At 64.1% G+C, this 20,320-nt stretch carries 21 protein-coding genes and 2 pseudogenes; 2 read left to right on the forward strand and 21 right to left on the reverse strand.

The genetic code is table 11. The annotated features are described in order from the left end of the window. Positions 1-95: 95 nt before the first annotated feature. The 11 genes and pseudogenes from IPN47_23750 to IPN47_23800 form a co-directional block, all read right to left on the reverse strand. A complete protein-coding gene (locus tag IPN47_23750; GenBank protein ID MBK9410998.1) occupies positions 96-410 on the reverse strand; it encodes a HigA family addiction module antidote protein in 315 nt (104 codons plus the stop codon). Beyond that, positions 407-704 (reverse strand): annotated as a pseudogene (locus tag IPN47_23755) (type II toxin-antitoxin system RelE/ParE family toxin). Before IPN47_23755 ends, IPN47_23750 begins: the two are co-directional and overlap by 4 nt. Before the next feature lie 81 nt (positions 705-785). Beyond that, entirely contained in the window at positions 786-1,397 is a 612-nt protein-coding gene (locus tag IPN47_23760) for a hypothetical protein (GenBank protein MBK9410999.1), read from the reverse strand. A 106-nt stretch (positions 1,398-1,503) separates the two neighbouring features. Next, positions 1,504-2,370, reverse strand: coding sequence for a hypothetical protein (locus tag IPN47_23765; protein MBK9411000.1), 867 nt, complete (start codon positions 2,368-2,370; stop codon positions 1,504-1,506). A gap of 567 nt (positions 2,371-2,937) precedes the next feature. Then, entirely contained in the window at positions 2,938-3,645 is a 708-nt protein-coding gene (locus IPN47_23770; protein MBK9411001.1) for a hypothetical protein, read from the reverse strand. A 489-nt stretch (positions 3,646-4,134) separates the two neighbouring features. Next, the gene (locus tag IPN47_23775) at positions 4,135-4,584 is read right to left on the reverse strand and encodes a nuclear transport factor 2 family protein (protein MBK9411002.1); all 450 of its coding nucleotides are present in this window, start codon (positions 4,582-4,584) and stop codon (positions 4,135-4,137) included. Positions 4,585-4,781: 197 nt separating this feature from the next. Then, positions 4,782-5,128 (reverse strand): annotated as a pseudogene (locus IPN47_23780) (RidA family protein). A gap of 56 nt (positions 5,129-5,184) precedes the next feature. Next, positions 5,185-5,586 carry a hypothetical protein gene (locus IPN47_23785; protein ID MBK9411003.1) on the reverse strand — a complete coding sequence of 134 codons (402 nt, stop codon included), beginning with the start codon at positions 5,584-5,586 and terminating at the stop codon, positions 5,185-5,187. Positions 5,587-5,707: 121 nt separating this feature from the next. After that, positions 5,708-5,893: a type II toxin-antitoxin system HicA family toxin gene (locus IPN47_23790; protein MBK9411004.1), complete on the reverse strand. Its 186-nt coding sequence runs from the start codon at positions 5,891-5,893 to the stop codon at positions 5,708-5,710. A 9-nt stretch (positions 5,894-5,902) separates the two neighbouring features. Continuing rightward, a complete protein-coding gene (locus IPN47_23795; GenBank protein MBK9411005.1) occupies positions 5,903-6,124 on the reverse strand; it encodes a type II toxin-antitoxin system HicB family antitoxin in 222 nt (73 codons plus the stop codon). Positions 6,125-6,379: 255 nt separating this feature from the next. Beyond that, positions 6,380-7,426, reverse strand: coding sequence for a hypothetical protein (locus IPN47_23800; protein MBK9411006.1), 1,047 nt, complete (start codon positions 7,424-7,426; stop codon positions 6,380-6,382). Between the two features lie 897 nt (positions 7,427-8,323). On the opposite strand from IPN47_23800, the gene IPN47_23805 reads away from it, so the two are divergent. Further along, positions 8,324-9,877, forward strand: a complete 1,554-nt coding sequence (locus IPN47_23805; protein ID MBK9411007.1) for an IS1182 family transposase — start codon at positions 8,324-8,326, stop codon at positions 9,875-9,877. Between the two features lie 254 nt (positions 9,878-10,131). Here the strand turns inward: IPN47_23805 and IPN47_23810 are convergent, their stop codons facing one another. From IPN47_23810 to IPN47_23820, 3 genes are all read right to left on the reverse strand, one after another. Continuing rightward, the gene (locus IPN47_23810; protein ID MBK9411008.1) at positions 10,132-11,094 is read right to left on the reverse strand and encodes a hypothetical protein; all 963 of its coding nucleotides are present in this window, start codon (positions 11,092-11,094) and stop codon (positions 10,132-10,134) included. Positions 11,095-11,228: 134 nt separating this feature from the next. Further along, positions 11,229-11,846, reverse strand: a complete 618-nt coding sequence (locus tag IPN47_23815; GenBank protein ID MBK9411009.1) for a hypothetical protein — start codon at positions 11,844-11,846, stop codon at positions 11,229-11,231. Between the two features lie 214 nt (positions 11,847-12,060). Further along, complete coding sequence (locus tag IPN47_23820) at positions 12,061-12,723, reverse strand: hypothetical protein (protein MBK9411010.1); 663 nt, start codon at positions 12,721-12,723, stop codon at positions 12,061-12,063. Positions 12,724-13,300: 577 nt separating this feature from the next. On the opposite strand from IPN47_23820, the gene IPN47_23825 reads away from it, so the two are divergent. Further along, positions 13,301-14,551: an IS256 family transposase gene (locus tag IPN47_23825; protein MBK9411011.1), complete on the forward strand. Its 1,251-nt coding sequence runs from the start codon at positions 13,301-13,303 to the stop codon at positions 14,549-14,551. 987 nt (positions 14,552-15,538) lie between these two features. Here IPN47_23825 and IPN47_23830 read toward each other — a convergent pair. The 7 genes from IPN47_23830 to IPN47_23860 form a co-directional block, all read right to left on the reverse strand. Continuing rightward, entirely contained in the window at positions 15,539-15,832 is a 294-nt protein-coding gene (locus IPN47_23830; GenBank protein ID MBK9411012.1) for a type II toxin-antitoxin system RelE/ParE family toxin, read from the reverse strand. Further along, entirely contained in the window at positions 15,829-16,062 is a 234-nt protein-coding gene (locus IPN47_23835) for an addiction module protein (GenBank protein MBK9411013.1), read from the reverse strand. Before IPN47_23835 ends, IPN47_23830 begins: the two co-directional genes overlap by 4 nt. A 231-nt stretch (positions 16,063-16,293) precedes the next feature. After that, the gene (locus IPN47_23840; GenBank protein ID MBK9411014.1) at positions 16,294-16,686 is read right to left on the reverse strand and encodes a hypothetical protein; all 393 of its coding nucleotides are present in this window, start codon (positions 16,684-16,686) and stop codon (positions 16,294-16,296) included. Positions 16,687-17,207: 521 nt separating this feature from the next. After that, complete coding sequence (locus tag IPN47_23845; GenBank protein MBK9411015.1) at positions 17,208-17,618, reverse strand: hypothetical protein; 411 nt, start codon at positions 17,616-17,618, stop codon at positions 17,208-17,210. 210 nt (positions 17,619-17,828) lie between these two features. Continuing rightward, complete coding sequence (locus tag IPN47_23850; protein MBK9411016.1) at positions 17,829-18,302, reverse strand: DUF4304 domain-containing protein; 474 nt, start codon at positions 18,300-18,302, stop codon at positions 17,829-17,831. A gap of 97 nt (positions 18,303-18,399) precedes the next feature. Further along, positions 18,400-19,245, reverse strand: a complete 846-nt coding sequence (locus IPN47_23855) for a hypothetical protein (GenBank protein MBK9411017.1) — start codon at positions 19,243-19,245, stop codon at positions 18,400-18,402. Between the two features lie 138 nt (positions 19,246-19,383). Then, positions 19,384-19,683 (reverse strand): PD40 domain-containing protein, encoded by a 300-nt coding sequence (locus IPN47_23860; GenBank protein ID MBK9411018.1) that lies wholly within the window; start codon positions 19,681-19,683, stop codon positions 19,384-19,386. Positions 19,684-20,320 lie beyond the last annotated feature (637 nt).

A 20,320-nucleotide genomic window follows, 5' to 3' on the forward strand; every position in this document is an offset into this window, starting at 1 on the left:
TTTGGCGGTACAACGTTTGGGTTCACCTGCAGCCGAAGGCTATCGCGCGAGCGGAGCGAGCGTACCATAACTCGGCTGACTGGTGCAACCCTCTGTTATGCGACGCGCAGGGGCTTGATGCGCGCGACGTCGTCCTTGATCGCTTGTCCGGCCTCCCAGAGATCGACACTGCGCTGGGCGTTGAGCCAGAACTCTGCGCTGTTGCCGAAGAGCCGGGAGAGCCGGAGCGCCATCTCAGGACTGAGCGCGCGCCGCTCGCGGAGCAGTTCGTTGACGGACTGCCGGGACACGCCTAACGCCTCCGCCAGCCCGGCGACGGTGAGCGCGTAGTCGGGCATGAAGTCCTCGCGGAGCATCTCCCCCGGGTGGGTGGGCCGCCGCTTCATGGTACGGGGATGCGGGATACTCATGCGAAGCACTCCAGCCTAGTGATAGTCGCACACCCGACGTCGTAGGCATCGCCGTCGACAAAGCGGAAACAAATGCGCCACTGATCGTTCACGGCAATCGCATGCTGGCCCTGCCGATCGCCGCGCAGCGCATGCAGGCGATTGCCGGGGGGCACTTTCAGGTCGTCGAGGGACGTCGCCAGGTCCACGTACTCCAGCTTGCGCCGCGCGGCGGGCCACGTCGGGCGGAAAGCGCTTGGCCGCGCCCGTGGCAAACAGGTCCTGCGTGCGTTTGTCGGCGAACGACTTGATCACGCGTCAAGTGTAACGCATCACGTGACGCATGTCAAATGGCGTCAGTCGGTTCGCATAACGTGGAGTTGAGCTGCAAGCACGTTACAACCGTCGCGGCGAAGCCGCATCTACAATGTGCTTGTCTGCTCCGACGCTTGTTATGCGGCCGGCTGCGCCGGGGCGCGAATCGTGCTGGGCCTCAGCACGCGGCCCCGGTTGAAGGTGAACCTGCAGTGAGTCGTGGGCGCCGATTCGCACCTGGATGATGCCGCGCCCCAGCGGTGCACCGCCGCGGACCTCCATCTCGTAGACGCCGGCAGGCACACGTAGAATCGCTGCGCCCGCAGAATCGGTTTCTACCATCCACGGCGACGATTCGGGCAGATCGGTGAAACGGCCATCGAGCCACCGGCGTGAAAGCCTCACTGGAACGTCGTGGTGGCGCGTCGGCGCTTTGCCCGCCATCGGATCGCTCGGCCCGTACACGCGCACGAGGAGCGTTGCAGCAGGGTGTCGCGAGGGCGTCTCAAAGCCGTACAGCCGGAGCGGCTGCGAAGGACAGTTGAATACGCCGCCGTATGGTTCCGGCAGCAAATCGAAATGCGGGCTGTACAGGACAACGCGTTCAGCGCGCGACCACTCGCGGACATCTACATCACGAGTAGGCGTGTCGAAGGAGCAGCCGAGGAACAGAAGCGCTAGGAGTAGAGGCATGCATCCTCTGATTGACCGCATAACGAACATGGTTCTGCTGCAATGCGGCCGCTGGGTGCCGCTCCTGCTCACGAATGGTCGGCCACATTGTCAGCAGCAACCGGCGTTATGAGGCCGCGATACGCTCCACGCGCTCCTGCCAGGCCGCGACAACCTCGGCCCACGGACGAGCAAGGAGTCGCACCAAAACGTCTCGAATCCCATGCCCGGGCGCCCGCAAGTACTCGCGGACCGCATCGACTCCTCTAGCCTCGTGCACGATCTCTGCGAGAACCGCTCCGGCTGCGTTGCGGATCTCCGACGGCACGCTCATGTCGTCGAGAATCCTGTCCAAGGTGATCTCGGGCTGGGCGGTGAGCAACGAATCCATATGGAGCACGGAACCCTTGTAGTCCCGGCCGGCAGTCCCACCACACCACGTTGGCACGCCCTCAGAGGCAAGAAGTGAGGTGCTGCTGCCACGGATAATGGGGAGCAGCACCACGTGCGCTATCTCGTGGCGGTATTCCTCGCCAAGCGCTGGGATGCCTGAGAAGACCTGGAAGTTGACGGGCTTCGCGAAACCTCCCGCAGCACCGAAGCGCCGCGGAATCACCACGCCAAGAAGTTCGAGGGCTTGGTCGACGCTCTCAGTGGCGTAGTAGTCGAGATGCGGCGGAGGGGCCACGTTGAACGCAGCGGCCAGTGAGTCCACAAACGCTGCGGACCGAGCTGCCCTTGAAGCCGTGAATTGCAGGGTCGGTGCGGTGAAAAACGTGACACGACCTCTGGTCTCGCGCGCCCATGATGCTGTCTTGTACGGCAGCGCATTGGCGAGGACCCATCGCGACCGCTTCCGGCGCGCGTACACGGTCATCGTAAGCTCTGGCGCCTGCGTCGAGGAGTCGCGCGCCGTGGTCCCCTCAGGCCAGAAGCGCGTGACAATCTGGTACGCCGTATCCGCTCGAGCGCTGACGGGCGTGACGCTGAGCACCTCGGGATCGCCCCGTCAGCGAGGTAGAAGCCGGCCAGATCATACATCGGCCACCGCTGCTGCTCCGTGGCATCCCAGAGCGGAGTGGGTTCGCCGGCACGACGCGCGAACTGCCCCTGTTTAGATGCGAGATACTCTTCCCATACGCGACGCGCCGCCAGCTCTGATGCGCGCGAAGGTGGCGAGGAACATGCACTTGCGCTCACCGCAACAAAGATGGAGAGGACACCTCGGAGTCTCCGCATGTGTCAGGGCGGTGCAAGCGGCAAGGACAAATCTCCGAAGATCACGTCAGCTTACAGCGACGCCTTCTCTGACCCGCATAACGCCATAGCTCAGTTGCAGCGGAGGGAAATAGAGCGAGCGGAGCGAGCGCACAATCGCTCGGTGGTCAACCGCAACCCGTTGTTAGGCCGCGCTTCAGGCACACGCTTCGAGACCGATTCCTGAGGAGCTGTCTCGGCGAACTCGTGTTGAATCGGCTTCTTGTGCCTGGGCTCATGGTAGCCTGGGGGGCCGAGTGGTGCAGGTAATGGCTGGACCCGTGTCGCCGGTCGCGTCCATGGCTCAGGCGGAAGGGTGCACCGGAATCGCCTGGCGTTCTGCCAACGCGGCGAATCGCGCCCCGATGCGTTCCATTTGAGCGGCACGCGCGCGGGCCCAACGCGGCAACCGAAGCGCAAGCACCGCCATCCCCGCCAATCCGACGACGCCTGAGAACGCGGTGAGCCCGATCGTCGCCCCCGCGGGGGCCACCGGCATCGCCGCGGCCATCACCGTGGAGAGCACAAAGGCGGCGGCGCCAAGCCTGAGAAACACCGGCCCTTCATCCTTGCGCGTGGTGAGTCGAAGCCGGTGTCCGGTTTCCGTCGGTTCAAGCAAGACATGCAGATTGCCGCTGGTCCACTGCCGGAATGCGCCGTCGCGACGCAAGGTGCCGGGCGCGTCGAACGTCTCGCGCAGCGCCACCACCAGCTGCTCCCACTCGGCATCCGTGAGCGCGCGGTCCACATACACGGTCCGCGCGACCCCCACGGGGAAGCCGAGACACTGGGTGTATTGCGTCGGGGCCAACGAACCGCGCCTGACCTCTTTGGCCGCCCGCGCGATGTGATCGGCGCCGATCCCGACCTCGGTAGCGATTCCGGTGAGCGCGGCCAGTGTCAGCCCGTCACCTGTGGGAAGGCTTCCGCCGCGCTCGGCCTCTTGCGCCGTGCTCGCCCGCTCCAGGATCTGAGCGACTTCCAGATCGTTGTACCGACGCTCGTGTGACACGCGTGATCGGGGCAGAGGGTGCAAGGGGAGCGGGCAAACGACTTGCTGGGCGCCATCCCAAGACTGTTTTCAGGGGTGCGCGGTAACTCGATTACTCTAACTCGCTCTGTCTGCAGCGCTTGTTAGGCGCCCCCAACGATGGGCGCCGCTCGCGCGGCAACGGACGAATGCGTCGCGTCCGGGCGTGCGCGAAGCGGCGACCGATCCCCGACGAACCAGAGATGCCCGAAGGGATCGACCAACCCACCCTGCCAGTGGGTGCCCCACGGCATCTGGTGATCCCGCACGATGTGACCTTCTTGGCGTGCGCCCTCGCGCATACCACTGCATTGCAGTGTGCGTGTCAGGAACCGCGAGCATCATTGACACTACCGGGGTCTCGGGTCGCGTTGCCATTCAGCATTCCTCCTCGTGAAACCTGCTCCGCTAGACCTTCCACTGCGCTCCCGGTGCGCCAAACGTGGCCGTCGGTAAGGCGGGCACCATCCCTTACGGCTCCGCAGGGTAGTACCACACGCGATGCACCAGCCCGGCACGCACCTCATACACGACGACGCTCGACTGCCCGCCCGCCCCAGCCGTCGGCGCACTCCAGCGCGTCCGCTCGTGCGTGGTGACCCACGGTCCCAGGGCGCGCACTGCCAAGAGCTCCGACTGGGCGGTGGGTACTTCGCGAAAGTAACGGGCCAGCAGGCGCTGAAAGGCGTCGACACCTCGTCCGCCGAGCGTGGCCGAGTCTCCCGCGACGTTCAGCCAAACCATCCCAGGTGAGACGTGCGCCATCATCGCGTCGAGGTCCTTTGCGTTGAACGCCGCCACGTACGCGCGCACGACCGCGATCGGGCTGGTGTCTCTTGGCGCGACCAAAGCAACGGCTTGGGCGGGCGCGTCCGTCGCGCCCAGCACCATCATCACGAGTATCGTCGTGGCTCGGATCATCGTAGACCGCTTCAGGAGGCTGGGGACGTTGCGCACTGCTCCGCCTAACGTTCGAGCTAACCGGCCGGCGGAGGCAAGCGCCGTGAGCCCGGACTGAGAAGGTGCCCCATGTGCCTCAGGCCGGGCGTACGGCGCTTGCCGTAGCGGGTCCGGCTGAGCGAGGGGCTAGGCCTCAGCGATTGCGGCAATCGAGAGCTTTAGCCCCGGATTCTGGCAGGCAACTTGGCGCCTTGGCGGGCTGGTGGATCGGATGGGAACCACCTGAGCCACTCTTCATTCATGCCCGCGAAGTCGTCTTCGTCCGCAAGCACCACGGTGACACTGACGATCTTCTCCAAGCTACTTCCGGCCGCTTCGAGGATGGCTTGTATGTTGGTCAGGCACTGCCGCGTTTGTTCCTGAATCGTGGTTCCCTTGAAACCACCGGTGGCGGGTCAGTCGGAGCAGTGCCGGACACGAAGACGAGACCGGCGGCCTTAACCGCTTGGCTATAGGCTGCGGGCGGCTTGCCGGCCTTGGGTGTAAACACGATCTGTCGAGGCATTGAGCTTCCTTGGCTATTCAGGCAGGTGGGACGCGCAAGCGCCGGTTCTCTGAGGCCTAACGTTGAGCATCAACTGCGGCCGAAGGCAATGCAGTGAAGAACGTAGCCCGCGGACGGTAGCGAGCCTTTAGATGAAGCTCGAAGCCCGTGGCAATCTTCAGGTGCTCGTAGTTGTGAAACTCGAAGTGCCGGCCAGTCATTTCGCTCCAGGGAGGTTCATGTCCCTCAGAGAGCCCGCCTCCCGCTAGAGACTCGGCGACTGCAGCGCGATGCGCCGCGAGCGCTCTTCGCTCTGAGATCACGATGGTATCGGCGCATGCTCGAAGTGGTACGCGGTTTAGCTCGACGGCTGCCCAATCGCGATGCATATCATCGAGGTAGATGATGTGCGCACGACGGTAAGTGTCACTGTGACGCAGTTGCTGCTGCTTCGCCTCCAGCGTCGTCAGTGGCTTCATCGCAATGCGAGCGAGTGGTGGATTGTCGGCTAACGTTGAGCATCTCCTGCAGCCGCATCCAACCAAGCGAGCGCAGCGAGCAGACCTCAGTGCGACTGTCTGCTGCATGCGGTGTTAGGCATCACGGCTCGGCGATCTCGAGGTCGCGACAAATCTTGCGGGCCAGGAAGTCGTTGACTTCGCGATGTCGCGGCACCGTCGAGACGCGCCGCTTCTCGGGATTGAGGTAGACGGAATGACTGCCGCCTTCCCGGAGGAGGCGGCAGCCCTGCGCTTCCAGATGCCGAATGAGGTCGACGCGTTTCACGCCGCGGGGCTACGCCGAGAGGCGGAACGGTTCGCGAATTACGGTGGTCCCGACGAGGTCTTCTTCGGCGAGGGCGCGGTTGGTCTCGAGGACCAGGGTGACGGCTTCGCGCAGGTTTTCCCGGGCCTCGTCGAGGGTGGCGCCCTGCGTGTTGGCCCCGGGAAGCTCCTCGACAAAGGCGATAAACCCTTCGGGGACTTCGCGATACACAGCGGTGAACTCGACGGTCATGGGCGGGCTCGGGTCGGTGGTGTTCGGAATGTACGCCCCGTCAGCTCAAGAGGCAGGGGGCCGCCCTCAAATGGACGGGCGCCCCAACGGCTTCAATCGCGCCGTCGTTGCACGGTGGTCGCGCGTCCGGATCTGACGCGCGCGCCATCGTCGGACAGGTCGGGTGATGCCTAACGCATATGTTCAGCTGCAAGGCCTCCAATAGATGCGCGCGCAGCGCGCCTCCAGTGCAGCCTTGTCTGCTGCAACATTTTGTTATGCCGCAGCACACGTAACCCGAGTAATGGGGCAGCGCCCTGAGCTATGACAGCGTTGCCTGACGAGCGTCTGCGCCAGCACTGACGCCCCGGGCGCGCCGCTGGACCGCGTGGACACTCTGCGAACCATGGCAGGAGAGCCGCCACTCAGGGGATTTCGAAGGTCCAGCCCGCGAACCAATATGCCCCGAGCGATCAACCGCTCCAGCCACAGGGCGTCGTGCGCCACGAGCACGTCGACGCCGGTATCCATCACCTGCTTCAGCCAGCGCACCTGCCGGGCCGAGGCCGCGTCATCCTCGACCACGCCAAGTCGCTTCTTGGTCTCGACTGCGTTCGGACGCTGCTCCCGAATCCCGGCCATGTTCCATGCCACGTCGCCCGCGAGGATGAGTTCCTTGCCATCGGCCAAACGGACGTAGACAAGCTGCGACCCAGGGGTGTGTCCTGCCGCACGGATGAGCACCACGCCGGGTGCGATCGACATATACGGATCGTAATCGACGGTCAACACACGGGCCGCCTGCGCGGAATCGACCCCGGTGCCCGCCGGTGGCGGCACCAGCCTCGCCATCCACGCTGCCTGAGCCCGTGTGAACATCGCGTGCGGTCGGATGGTCTCGAAGAACTGGGATCGCATGATGCCCATGACGTGGTCCCAGTGCTCGTGTGTGATCACCGAAAGCCGTGCATCACGCAGCGCCACCTGAATGCTGTCCCATGTGGCGGTCGGCCAATGGACGTTCGGGCCGAAGTTCGAGTCCGGCGCCGCCGCATCCACGGTGATCCAACCGCGCTCGAAACGCAGCTGGTAGAACGGATACGTCAGGTACACGGTATCGGGTCCGGCGCCCTCGGTGCCAAAGCTCAGCGGCACCCGGTTACGCCCTAAGGCAACGACGCGCACCTGCTGTGGGCGGGATCCGGGAATGAACGCCGCCGCCCTACGCAGCTCTTCGAGGAAGCCGTCGCCAAACGGCGTGGCCTGCGTCTGCGCCGGCGTCGCCATCGAGAGCAGCAGTGGAATCGCGAGACTGCACAGCATGAGCCGGGCGCGGGACGTCGGAGCGTGCGTTGCGCTTACGCGTCGTGAGGGCAGCATGGGTAACACCGTTCGGGTTCGCGTGGATTGGAGAAGGCGAAGTACCGCGAGACAACGTGCGCAGGAGAAGAGCCGGACGCGAGCCGTCGCACTCGACTGAGGCCTTGACCCAGTTGGCCGGTAAGCTCCTGAGTGATTGGCGGCCTAACGTTTCAGTTGAGCTGCAGCGGAAGGCAATAAAGCGAGCGAAGCGAGCACACCATCGCTCCGCTGACTGCTCCAACGCGTGTTAGCCACCCGCCACGACTAGCCGATGTAGTGGCCGTACTGTAGGCCGCGATTCCGAAACCAGTAGGCGGTCATTCTATGTAGATCCCCTTTGCCCATCCAAGTCTTCTCACGAAGGTGGACAATCCACGCGATCCAAGTCTGCGCGGACGGAGTGGCCGGAATCTGATAGGCTCCCTCAGAGGAGTACGTGTCACAGGTCGCGCAGAAGGCGGCGATGCCAACGTTGACGGGGCGTTTCACCAACCAAAGCGCACCATCAATCTGTTGCCGCTGCGATTCGCGGAATGTCGCAACCGATGGATCGCGCGCCACCACTGCCGTATCGGAGAAGTGGCCCGCGGATGATCGGGAGAGGCTTGAATGGGGCGCGAACCGATTGGTCCGGGCTTCATTCGAGTTGAAGACGAGAACGAAGCCATCAGTAATTTGCGACCTGGCACGTCTCGCAAATCCGAGGACTCACGTCCGACATGACAACTCCTTGTGTGGCTAACGAAGCTGTAGGATAAGCCCCTGGCGCCCGCGATGTGGAAACGGAACCTCGGCACGGGACGGCGGGTTTGGGCTGGGAGCGAATCTGCGCGTTCCGCCCTTCCGCGTCGAGAGCCCATGGCCCGCTACAAGCCGATCGACACCAGCCCGCGCCTGCTGCCGGTCAACCTTGCCGCGCAACTGCTCCCGGGCACGTTCGAGCATGCGGTCGATCACCTGCTGGAGCACGCGATCGATCTGTCGAGCTTCGACGCCCGCTTCCGGAACGACACGACCGGCGCCCCGGCCTATCCGCCGGCGGTCCTGCTGAAGGTCGTGCTCTGTGCCTACGCGCGCGGGATCGTGAGCAGCCGGGCGATCGCGCGCCTGTGCGAGGACCACGTCACGTTCATCGCGCTGTGCGGGGCGCGCACGCCGCACTTCACGACCATCGCCGCCTTCGTGAGCACACTCGGCACCGACATCGCCCACGTCTTCGCGGCGGTGCTCGCCGTCTGCGATCAGCAGGGCCTGATCGGCCGCGAGATGTTCGCGATCGATGGCGTGAAGTTGCCGAGCAACGCCGCAAAGCGCCGCAGCGGCAAGCGTGCCGACTTCGAGCGGCAAGCCGAGAAGCTCGAAGCCGCGGCGGCCACCATGCTCGCGCGCCATCGCGCGGCCGATACCACCGACGAGGCGCCGCCGGACCCGCCAGGGGGGCCATCATCGACGCGCCGCACGCGCGAGGCCGAGCGGGTAGCGCGGCTGGAGCACGACGCGGCGCAGCTGCGCACGTGGCTCGCCGCACATCCCGATGACCGACGCAGCGCCAAAGGCGCGGTGCGCCTGAGCAACCGCACCGATCCGGACAGCGCGAAGATGGCCACGGGCAAAGGGGTTGTGCAGGGCTACACCGCCGTGGCCGCGGTCGACGCCAAGACGCAGATCATCGTGGACGCGCAGGCCCATGGCACCGGGACCGAGCAGGAGTTGCTGCTGCCGGTCGTCGCGGCGCTCGCGCCGCAGTGCACGGCGACGACACTGATTACCGCCGATGCTGGCTACCACAGTGAGGCCAACCTGCGCGCGCTCGCGGCGTGGGACCGGCCGGCCCTCATCGCCGACAACGGCATGCGCGCGCGCGACGAGCGCTTCGCCACGCAGGGCCGACATCAGCAGGGGCCCGATCCGCTGCACGACAAGTCGCGCAGCACCGCCACGCTCCCGGTCTATCAACCGCGCGACTTCACCTATGACCCGGTCGCGCGTACCTGCGTGTGTCCGGCGGGCAAGTCGCTCTATCGGAAGGGGAAGGACCTCGTGGTGAAGGGCTATCGCGGCGCGCAATTCCGTGGGGCCAAACGCGACTGCATGCCGTGTGCGCATCGCACGCGCTGCCTGCGCACACCCGAGCGCACGGAGACGCGGCAAGTGATGTTCTTCGACGGGCCCGCGCCCGATCGGCCCGAGAGCTATACCCGGCAGATGCAACGCCGCCTCGACTCGGCCGAGGGCCGCGCGCAGTACGGGCGCCGCTTCGCGACGGTGGAGCCGGTCTTCGCGAACCTCCGGCACAACAAGGGACTCGCGCGCTTCACCCTGCGCGGCCGCACCAAGGTCGACGGGCAGTGGAAGCTCTTCTGCCTGGTCCACAACATCGAGAAGCTCGCCCACGCGGGGTACGCCGCCTAACGGCTCGGGAGAGCGTCCCTTCGCGCCTCACACACACCGTTAGGCGCTGGCACACGGTCCACCGGCCGTCCGACCCGCTTGCTCGTCGCGGGAGCGCATATCGAGCACTCGTCGGCCCTCGCAGTCGGCTTATTCTACATCCTCAACGTACTAGCTCAGCCGCCGCCGAAGGCAATAGTGCGAGCGGAGCGAGCACACAATAGCTCGGCGGTCTGCTGCAGCGCATGTTGGGCTGCCGCGCATCCCCATTCGCGTCAGAACCCAAGAGTGGTGCGGATCGAGGAGCGCGAACTGAAGATCTGGTCGATCACTGGTCTGAGAATGGCCGCTCTAATGACGGCACGAAGTCCGGCCTCTACGGTGAGATACAGATGCCTCCGGTGAGGCGTCAGGGCGTCCGCGCCTCGACCCACGCCGTGAACGAAACCAGATCGATGATCATAGGCCTCCTCGAGGTCTCGTTGCGTCCACGTCAACTCGGGCACGTACTGCGACAAGCAGCGCAATCGACGTACGAACTGTACCGTCGAACCCAAGCGCGAGCGCTTCGGCAGATCCTTGTCGTCGGTGTGAACAAGCGCCTCGAGCGCAGTAATGCATAAGGGCCAGCGCACGTCGATCATCTGCGTCCAGAAGATGTACTCGTGATACCAGAGAGCGCCTTTCACTCGAGCGGTGAGGGCGGTTGGGTCGAACGCCTTTAGGAGCGTGCGGAGCGCGACCACGTCATCGTCGCCAAACCAATTGGCGTCTTCGTGAGCATCATATGCATACGTTCCGAGTCCTCTCGCCCCGTACGGAATGATTTCGCGACGACGCCCCTGATCGCGAATGATACGTGCCGCGTAGTGGTAGCCTGTGCTGCTGGGACGAACCAACCGGGATAGTTGAAGGCACGTGCGGAGCCGATCGTCGGCGTCAAAGGCGTAGCGATCGGTTGGATTTGGTGGGTTCGTGCGGAAGCAGCCGTAGTGAGAAGGGAACTGGCGAATCGCTTTGAGCGTGTTGGCTCCGCGCTGCTCGCAGGCGTCCATGACGGCTTCCCGATCGGGATGCCGGCCAATCCAGAGATCTGGAGCGAGCAGGGTTCTTCTTCGTAGGAATCGCGGCCACACCAGGCGCGCGTCTGGAAAGTCCAGTGCACCCGTATTGAGGATGACGTCGACGGTTCGAGCATCCGACGAGTACGCGGTAGCAAACGGACGAGGGCGTGCCATTCCGACTCCGTGGAACCTCCGTCTCTGTTGGACAGCCTAACGTCCTGCGTCAGCTGCAGCCGAATCAAATAGAGCGCGCGAAGCGCGCGTACAACAGATCGGCTGACTGCTGCACGCAATGTTAGGCCGCATGCCTACTCCGTTCGCCGGCGAACGTGGTTCATCACCTTCTCACGCTGCCGATCGGACGCTTCTGCACGCTCCTGCATCTCTTCGACTTTCAGCAGCTCCGTAGTTCCGATCGTCGGTCGTCGAAGCGACCACCACGGCCTGGCCGCGCGCAGAAGCCGAGGTTGCAGGATGTTGGCACGGGTCACCGTTCTGTTGATGCTACCGTAGAACGTCGCGATGGTCGAGTCCAGCTCGGCAGTGACAATAGCACGATGCGGCGAGTCAGCAGGAAGCGCACGCAGGTCATCGACGCTGCGCCAGAATAGTGCCGCTTTGCGGTTCAGGTCGTGTAGCTGATTGTAGAAGAGCACGACGTCGCCCACGTCGTCGGTTGGCAGCTCTCCGATACGGTCGATTGCGGCGTCAAAAACGTAAGTGGAGAGGTGAAAGTCGCCGGGAATGCGCTTAGCGTCCGCCCGAACGATCATGCCGGCGAGGATCTGGAGATTGAGCGACACTTCGGCGGCGAGAATCTCCGCGATGCTTCGCTGTTCGCGCTTCGGGCGAAGCACGAGTTCCCATAGCAGTGTCGCGCCGGCGCCGCCGAAGAGGCCGGCGAGGAGGCTAGCCAGTTGCGTCATTGCGACCCGCTCCGTGCGGTGAACGTGCTGATTGGCGGCCTAACGTCCAGCTGAGCTGCGCGGGCATCGGATAGAGTGCGCCCGAGGGCCGCACGAATCAATAGCGCCCGCGTCTGCTCCAGCGTCAGTTAGACGGCGCGCACTCGGCGCTACCAGCGATATCGCACTCCTCCCGCATGATAGTCGACGAGGTCGTTAGGATGCGAATGGTCGACTATGCACTCAGGCGGGAGATCGTAGCGAAGTACGATGCTATGGTCGAGCCTAGGCGCTTGTTTGCGAGCTTCCGGTATCGCCAGTGGAATGCGTTATCGACGAGCGTGGATGCGATTTCGCGCAGGTCGTATGAGGTGAGGAGGCGCGTGGGTACGTGACAGGTGAACAAGGTAGGAACGCCGAGCGTCTTTAGACGATACTGATAGTTCGGATGGCCCATGTCGGCGAGACGGGCGAGCACCGCCATGGTGAACTCGCTTCCGTAGATGAGGTAGTGAGGAGAGTCATCTACCAGTTCGCGACCGTCGAGCACCACGAAGGAGCGGTCCGCATCCAACTTGGTAGTCGCGAGCAACACGGCTCGTTGCACCTCGACCTCTGGCAGGCCGGTGATCTCGATGACGCGCTCAAGGAGGTGAAGCCGAGTTTCACTCGTTTGCCGGAGGAGCCCGTGCCGATAGTAGGAGTGAACATCGACGGGGCGGCAACCATGGTACGCGACGACCGCAGCGTAGTGTCCGGGTAGGCGCTCCTGCACTGCAGTCGTCAAGCGCTCGCGCGACAAGCGCGTTGCGTCACTCGCGTCGATCAACTCGTGCCGCACTCGAGACACGAATCCGCACCAGTCAGCTGGATCATGCCAGCGGAGCAACGAGGTCATGGTCGACGTCTAACGTCCAGCTGAGCTGCGCGGGCATCGGATAGAGTGCGCCCGAAGGGCGCACGAATCAATAGCGCCCGCGTCTGCTCCAGCGTCAGTTAGACGGCGCGCACTCGGCGCTACCAGCGATATCGCACTCCTCCCGCATGATAGTCGACGAGGTCGTTAGGATGCGAATGGTCGACTATGCACTCAGGCGGGAGATCGTAGCGAAGTACGATGCTATGGTCGAGCCTAGGCGCTTGTTTGCGAGCTCGGTATCGCCAGTGGAATGCGTTATCGACGAGCGTGGATGCGATTTCGCGCAGGTCGTATGAGGTGGAGAGTCATCTACCAGTTCGCGACCGTCGAGCACCACGAAGGAGCGGTCCGCATCCAACTTGGTAGTCGCGAGCAACACGGCTCGTTGCACCTCGACCTCTGGCAGGCCGGTGATCTCGATGACGCGCTCAAGGAGGTGAAGCCGAGTTTCACTCGTTTGCCGGAGGAGCCCGTGCCGATAGTAGGAGTGAACATCGACGGGGGACCTGTCGGAAAGTTTGTGTATGAGTCATAACTTTGCAGGACGGAGGTGGTTATGGCTCGACGGAAGCGGGCGTCGGCAGCGACGTTGCCGGCGGGACTGACGGCGGAGGTGTTGGACCAACTGGTGGCCGGGGTGCAGACGCCGGCCGACTTCCAAGTGGTCTGGCGGCAGTTGCAGAAGGCGATGGCGGAGCGCGTGCTTAGGGCCGAGCTGACGCATCACCTGGGCTATCCGGCGGGCGGGGAGCGGGGCCCGGATGGCAATGCGCGGAACGGCTCATCGCCCAAGACGCTGCTCACCGAGAGCGGCGCGGTGGCGCTCGACGTCCCGCGCGACCGGACCGGGAGCTTTGCTCCGCAGTTCGTGCCGAAGGGCGCGCGCCGCTTGCCCGGCTTCGACGAAACGGTGTTGATGCTCTACGCGCGCGGCTTGAGCACGCGCGAGTTGCAGGCGTTTCTCGAGGAGCGCTATCAGGTGCCCGTGTCGCCGGACCTGATCAGCACCGTGACGCACGAAGTGCTCGCGGAGGTCGAGACGTGGCAGCAGCGCCCCCTGGAGCCGCTGTACGTCGCCGTCGCGTTTGATGCGCTGCGCGTGAAGATCCGCGCCGACGGCGTGGTGCAGAACAAAGCGGTCTACCTCGCCCTCGGCGTGCAACCCGACGGCACCAAGGCGGTGCTCGGCTTCTGGATCGCCCAGACGGAAGGGGCGGCGTTCTGGCATCGCGTCTTTGGGGAGTTGCAGGGGCGCGGCGTGAGCGACATCCTCGTCGCCTTGATCGACGGGCTGTCGGGCCTGCCCGATGCGTTGCACGCCGTGTTTCCGCACACCGTGATCCACCAGTGCGTCGTGCATCTCGTGCGGCAAAGCCTCCAGTACGTCACGTGGAAGGACCGGAAGACGGTCGCCGTGGCGCTGCGGGCGATCTACCAGGCCCCCAGCGAAGCCGCGGCGCGCGCGGCCCTCACGCGCTTCACCGAGAGTCCGCTGGGCCAACGGCACGCGCCCATCACGGCGATCTGGGAGCGCCACTGGGAGCGGATCACGCCAGCGCTCGCGTATCCGCTGGCGGTCCGCCGCGTACTCTACACCACGAATGCCATCGAAAGTCTCAACATGCAGATCCGCAAAGTGATCAAGACGCGTGGCCACTTCCCGACCGATGAGGCGGCGAGCAAGCTGCTGTTTCTGGCGCTCCGCAACATCGAGAAGAAATGGCGCGCGCGTCCCGCGCCCGAATGGCGCGCCGCGCTGCCGCACCTGAAACTGCTCTTCGGCTCACGCCTGCCCGAATACGCGTGACCCGCTCACGGACTCATACACAGAATTCCTGATAGGTCCTCGACGGGGCGGCAACCATGGTACGCGACGACCGCAGCGTAGTGTCCGGGTAGGCGCTCCTGCACTGCAGTCGTCAAGCGCTCGCGCGACAAGCGCGTTGCGTCACTCGCGTCGATCAACTCGTGCCGCACTCGAGACACGAATCCGCACCAGTCAGCTGGATCATGCCAGCGGAGCAACGAGGTCATGGTCGACGTCTAACGTTGAGGTTCACCTGCAGCCGAACGAAACAAAGCGCGCGCAGCGCGCCTACAATAGCTCGGCTGGCTGGTGCAACCGTTGTTGGGCAGCCGGACGTCGAGTGAATGTGTGGCCGCCGGTGCTGTCGGAGGCACCGTGTACGGTGAAGGGGGGACTGACCAGAGTGATCCAACAGGCGGGGTGCTCGCGCCGGACGCAGCGGCTCGCGGTCGCGAGCACCCGAAAGCGAGCGGTGAGCGGGGCAACCCATTGGCTTCTTGGCGCGCGCTGCGCCGCAAGGGAAAGAGGGAGTACCGTCGAATCTCCTGGGAAGACCTGTTTGACGGAGCGAGAGCTCTCACGCACGCCACTGGTGTCAGCGCCACGACGACGGGGCGCCATTCTTTCCGTCCTCGAACTCCAGTCGAAGTCCCGCGCCGCAAGACGTCTCGATGGAGAGTGGGGACGCGCCTGTGTTGTGAATCCACGCGCGGAGTGTGAAGCGTATCAACTCCTGATTCGCGGCGTCCTGTAGGAAGTCGACGCGAACGGATTGTTCCACCGTGGCAATTAGCGTTTGCGACGGCGGCGTCCGGCAAGCGAGAAGCACAGAACACGTGCACGGGACGAGCATCCGCCACGCAGCGAGAAGCATGGTCCGAACTCCTTGGTCTGCCCAACGTTGAGCATCAGCTGCGGCCGCACAAAATCACGCGAGCGAAGCGAGCATACAACAGCGCGGCTGTCTGCTGCATGCGCTGTTGGGCGTCACGCGCGCTGTCGCCAGCGCCGCGGATGAAGGCTGGTGTGGGTACACGCCAGCACATGAAGGCGCTCCCCGTCGAGGAGGTACAGGATGGCGTACGGAAATCGCCGGAGGAGGGCGCGTCGAGCGCCACGATACACCACGGGATAGGCGAGCGGCGTCGCTTCGATCGCGGCGAAGCACGCATCCACGGCACGTAAGAAATCAACGCCCAAGCCGACCGAGCGGCTCTCGTACCACGCGAAGGCTTCGTCGAGGTCCGCCTCGGCGAGCGGACGAACGACGAGCGCCGTCACCGCCGGTGCTTGCCGACGATGCCGGCGCGGACGTCGGCCCACGGACGCCCCGTCGCCGGATTCGCGCTCAAGTCCGCGAGGCGCTCGTCGATCAGCGCCCGCTCAGCGTCTGTGAGCGGCAGGGCCTCGGCATCGGCGTCGGCCGCGATGCTGTCCCAGAGTTCCTCGACCAACTGCAGGCGTTCTGCGATGGTCAGGTGGGAGTAGTCGAAGGCGGGGTGGGAGGCCATGCTCGTAGTCTGCTACGGAGGCGCTGCGGGATCAAGGTCGCAAGTCTGCCGCCCCGGCGGCGGAAACCGATGTGTGGCAACGGGATCCGGTCGTGCTGAGCTTCCGGACGGAGTGGACGCCCAACGTCAGAGTTCAGCAGCCAAGGCGTCAAATAGAATGCGGCCGAAGGCCGCACTCCGAAATGCCTTGGCCTGCTGCAACGCATGTTGGGCGGCAAAGGCGCCTCGTCCCTATGGCAGTGCTTCGAGCGGACGAAATACCTGCTGCTCCACGTAGGTCGGCACATAGTTGGCGAAGTTCTGCAGGCCGCTCGTAAGCGGCAAGTTCACGTCGGCGATGCAGTGGTCGAGACCTATTGAGTGACCAGTTCTCATGTTCACAGTGTCGTAGCCGGGCGGGAGAGCGAACTCGGCAAGGACATCGCCATCAGAGTAGAGCCCCGGTGTCAGAGGAATCACCAAGCCTTGCCCTCCGGTCACTCCAGGCTTCTCGATGTACAGGTTACCATGATCGATCCGCACCTTGTTGATGATCAGGTGGCGATGCTTGTTCGTGTTGTCGAGGTCGCGAATGGCACCGAGAGGATTGCCCCCATGCCAAGAGCAAGGAACATATGGTTGCATGGCTTCGATCAGGTCTTGTGCGGCTGGCGACAGTCTTCCGAGACGACGAGCCTTCTGCTTGCCGAACTCCTGCGCGTTGTCGGCGGCAATGACAAAACTGTACGTCCTTCGCCTCTTGTGAACTCAGCGGCCCACTATGCCGACTTGCGAGCGCAAACACTAGCGCGTCCAGCGACGACCGCACGTTGTGAATCGCATCGCCAAGAATCAGGCTCCATCGTCGCGGAAGTGGTTTGAGGAGCTTGAAGCGGGCGAGATAGCGGCGTGTGGACGCTTCGTATTCCGGGACCACGCTGCGATTCCAGCCGGAGTACTCGAGAACAGCCGCCTTGAGCGCTTGAAAGTGCTCCGTCGCCCGCACGAGTTTGTCTCGATGATCCATTGTCCGGGTCAAAGGAGCGATATTGGCCGCCCAACGTCGAGTTCAGCAGCCAAGGCATCAAATAGAATGCGGCCGCAGGCCGCCGTCCGTGGCGCCTTGGTCTGCTGCAACGTCAGTTGGGCCGCAGCGGCACGTTGGTCTAGGGAGTATACCGGACGGGCGCGGAGTCGACCACGACCCAGGTGTCTTCACGGCTCGCGCGGCGATAGAGGAAAGACGGCCGGCGACGCCGGAGCGAGTCCAGCCACGCGCGATCGCTGATGTGGAGCACAAGCCCGCCGGGGCCGGAGAAGACCGTTCCTGCGAGCGGGTCGCCGCACTCGGGTGTCGGAGTCAGCGCCGCGCACCGATGCAGTCGCCAAGTGAGGCGTTCCCACCCGTCGGAGACCGGGCGAATGGGGCGCCGCTGGGAATCCACGATGGCGATCGGGGCGCCGCCGCCCGGAAGTTCGAACACTTTCCGGATGGGTGCCGCGCGCGCGCCTTCGTCGCCGAAGGACGGGATCGCAGGCTGCCAGGGCATCAACAGCCACATGCCGGTCGAGGTCACGACCACCGTGTCTGCTGGGAGTCCGTTCGGCGGAGCCGCGGCGCATCTTGTCAGCGCGGCGACCAGTGAGCCACAGCCGAGCAATACGAAAGCACGTCGCACGTGTATCCTCTGGCGGCCCAACGTCCGGGTTGAGCTGCAACTGGCGTATAGCAGAGGCGGCGTAGCCGCCTTCCGCACAACCTGCCAGTTGTCAGCTCCAACCCCATGTTAGGCGCCCTCTGACGAAGCCAACAGGGCTGTGGCCTCATTCGTGACCCAAGCTGCGGCTGGGCGCTGGACGCTGAAGTACTGACGCGCGCCCGAGATGGTCGACAATGCGTCCAGCCATGGCACTGCGTGCTCAATCACAAGAGTCTCCAGCTCCCGCGCCCTGACATTCTGCTGCATCGGTTTCTCGAAGTCGAGCAGGGAGTTGAAGCGCTCCCGGTTCGGCACGAGCTCGCTGAGGCGGATGCGGATGTGGCAGGAGGCCTCGCTCGGCCGCTCGCGGTCACCCAGCGCGCGAAAGTAGACGCCAAGATTGACGTAGAACGACGGCCCCCATTGAGACCCTTGGAGATTAAGGACGCCCACCGTCGTGGCGTTGGTCCTCCGCCAGGTTGCTCCCGCCTTCCCGAATCCCGCCGCCTTGAGCGCCGGCGCGAGAGCATGCTGAAGCCACTTGGAGTTATCGGATGCCATCAGTCGGTGCGCCTAACGTTGAGCATCAGCTGCGGCCGAATGAAATAGAGCGAGCGAAGCGCGCTTTCAACATATCGGCCGACTGCTGCATGCGATGTTAGACGCCGTCGGGGTACGCCGTCTCCTCAACTTCGAGAAAGTGACGTTGCGCCTTCGCGAACGCCTCAGGAGCGTCAGCACGGAGATCGGGAACTGCATTGCAGAGTTCGATCACGGAAGCCGCGATGTACTTCCTACTGAAGTGAGATGCCAAGCACATGTAGCCTCGGTCGGCCTCATTCTCCATGCCGCGACCGCGAGAGTTGTCCTGTCTGTGGAAAGAGAATGGGGCGGCGTGCACATTGGCGGACAGGAGACGATAAAGTCCCGGCATCTCGGAGGATGAGAAGGGCAGCCGCGCGCGTAGCTCTGTACGCGTTAGGTAAATGGCATGATGGCCGGACAGCGCACGCTTCTGCTGGTCCTCCGTGAGAAGTGCGAAGGCAGCGTTCTTTTCGATGACAGTCCGATCACGTGGAAGCTTTTCGTCGAACTCCGCGAGCACCTCGGGGCTGGCGCCCCAGTCTTGGTAGAGCCGACGCTTCTCCCAATTGTCATGATACCAGAATACTTGGCGCCGAAGGTCATCCTCGTCGACGGATATTGGTTCGATCGCGACATAGTGAAACATGAGATACGCCTCGATCACGTTCCGTGCGACTGCCGCGGTGGTCGGCCAATCCCACCACGGCGTCCATCGCTCCTCAACGAGTCGATTGCCAGGCAGAAGCCGGAGCAAGGACACGGCTGCGACGGTCATGCGTGTGTATAGGTTGATGCCGACGGTGAGGCGCGCAGCTATCTGGCGGCCGCCCTGCTGGCTCGAAACCTTGAGTACGGCGTCGACAAGGTCATCGAGCGCATCGCGCTCCGTCGCAAACCCATCCGAATTGTGAAGATCCACGCTCTGAGCGCACCTCAGGTCGGAAGGCGTCTAACGTTGAGCATCAGCTGCGGCCGAATGAAATAGAGCGCGCGGAGCGAGCGTACAATAGATCGGCCGACTGCTGCATGCGGTGTTAGGCCGTCCCCGAACTCGTGGTTAGCCCCGTGCATCCGGACTGGCTAGCACGCTCGCCAATGATGTGACAATGCCATCGCTCCAGGAGCCGAGTGCGAGCAGCCGACCGTCCGGCGAGAACGCCGCCGATGCGGGATGTTCACTATTGACTAAGCGAATCTCGCGTAGTGTGTCAGTCTCTCGAATCGAGAAGGCGCGGTCTTCGATCAACACCATGTACTGGCCATCTGGCGACCACGCGAGGTCGAAGCCCGTACCGCCGAAGCTGCTCGTCGACGACGCGAGGGACACACCGCTGCGCACATCGACAATCTCCACCACAGGATCGGTCGCCCCGGATCGGACGGCCAAGCGGTCGCCAAAGCGGTGACAGCGCCGCGCTGCGCAGGTGCGCCCATCGCCGCTCCAGCTCGTCAAACTGTCCCTGAAGCGGTGCACGACTGAGCAGAATTCGACCGTTGAGCGGGCTCCCATCCGGCTGGCTCGTGCCGACCCGTGTGCGAAGGACAAACGCCCACGTGTTGCCTCCGCAGAGGACGCCGATAACCATCGTGCGATCATCGCGCCAGACCTCCGTCGGCGTGAGGCTGGCGACATCGCGCCGTCGGATCACGCCATTCCAGCTGCCGTCGACGATCCACCCGTCTGGTGCGATAACCGGATCGGCGCCCTCATCCCGCCCTCGCGGCGCATAGCGCGCGAGCGTATCGCCGGTCGTGGTATCGCAGGTGAGAAACTCTCCCGTGGTATTCTTTACGACCAGCGTGCGCCCGTCGCTCGTGAAGGCGGCGGCCGAGGGGTTGGAGGGGACGCGACTCGATCCGAGACGACGGCGCTCTGGCACGCTCCACCACACCACGTCGCGTCCGACCGCCGCCACGAGACGGCTATCCGGACTAAAGGCCACGTGGTATGCAGTGCGCAAACGAAAGCTCGGCGCGGTGATGCGCATAAAGAC

The organism is Gemmatimonadota bacterium, from assembly GCA_016719105.1.
In the GTDB taxonomy this organism is placed as follows: Bacteria; Gemmatimonadota; Gemmatimonadetes; order Gemmatimonadales; family Gemmatimonadaceae; genus SCN-70-22.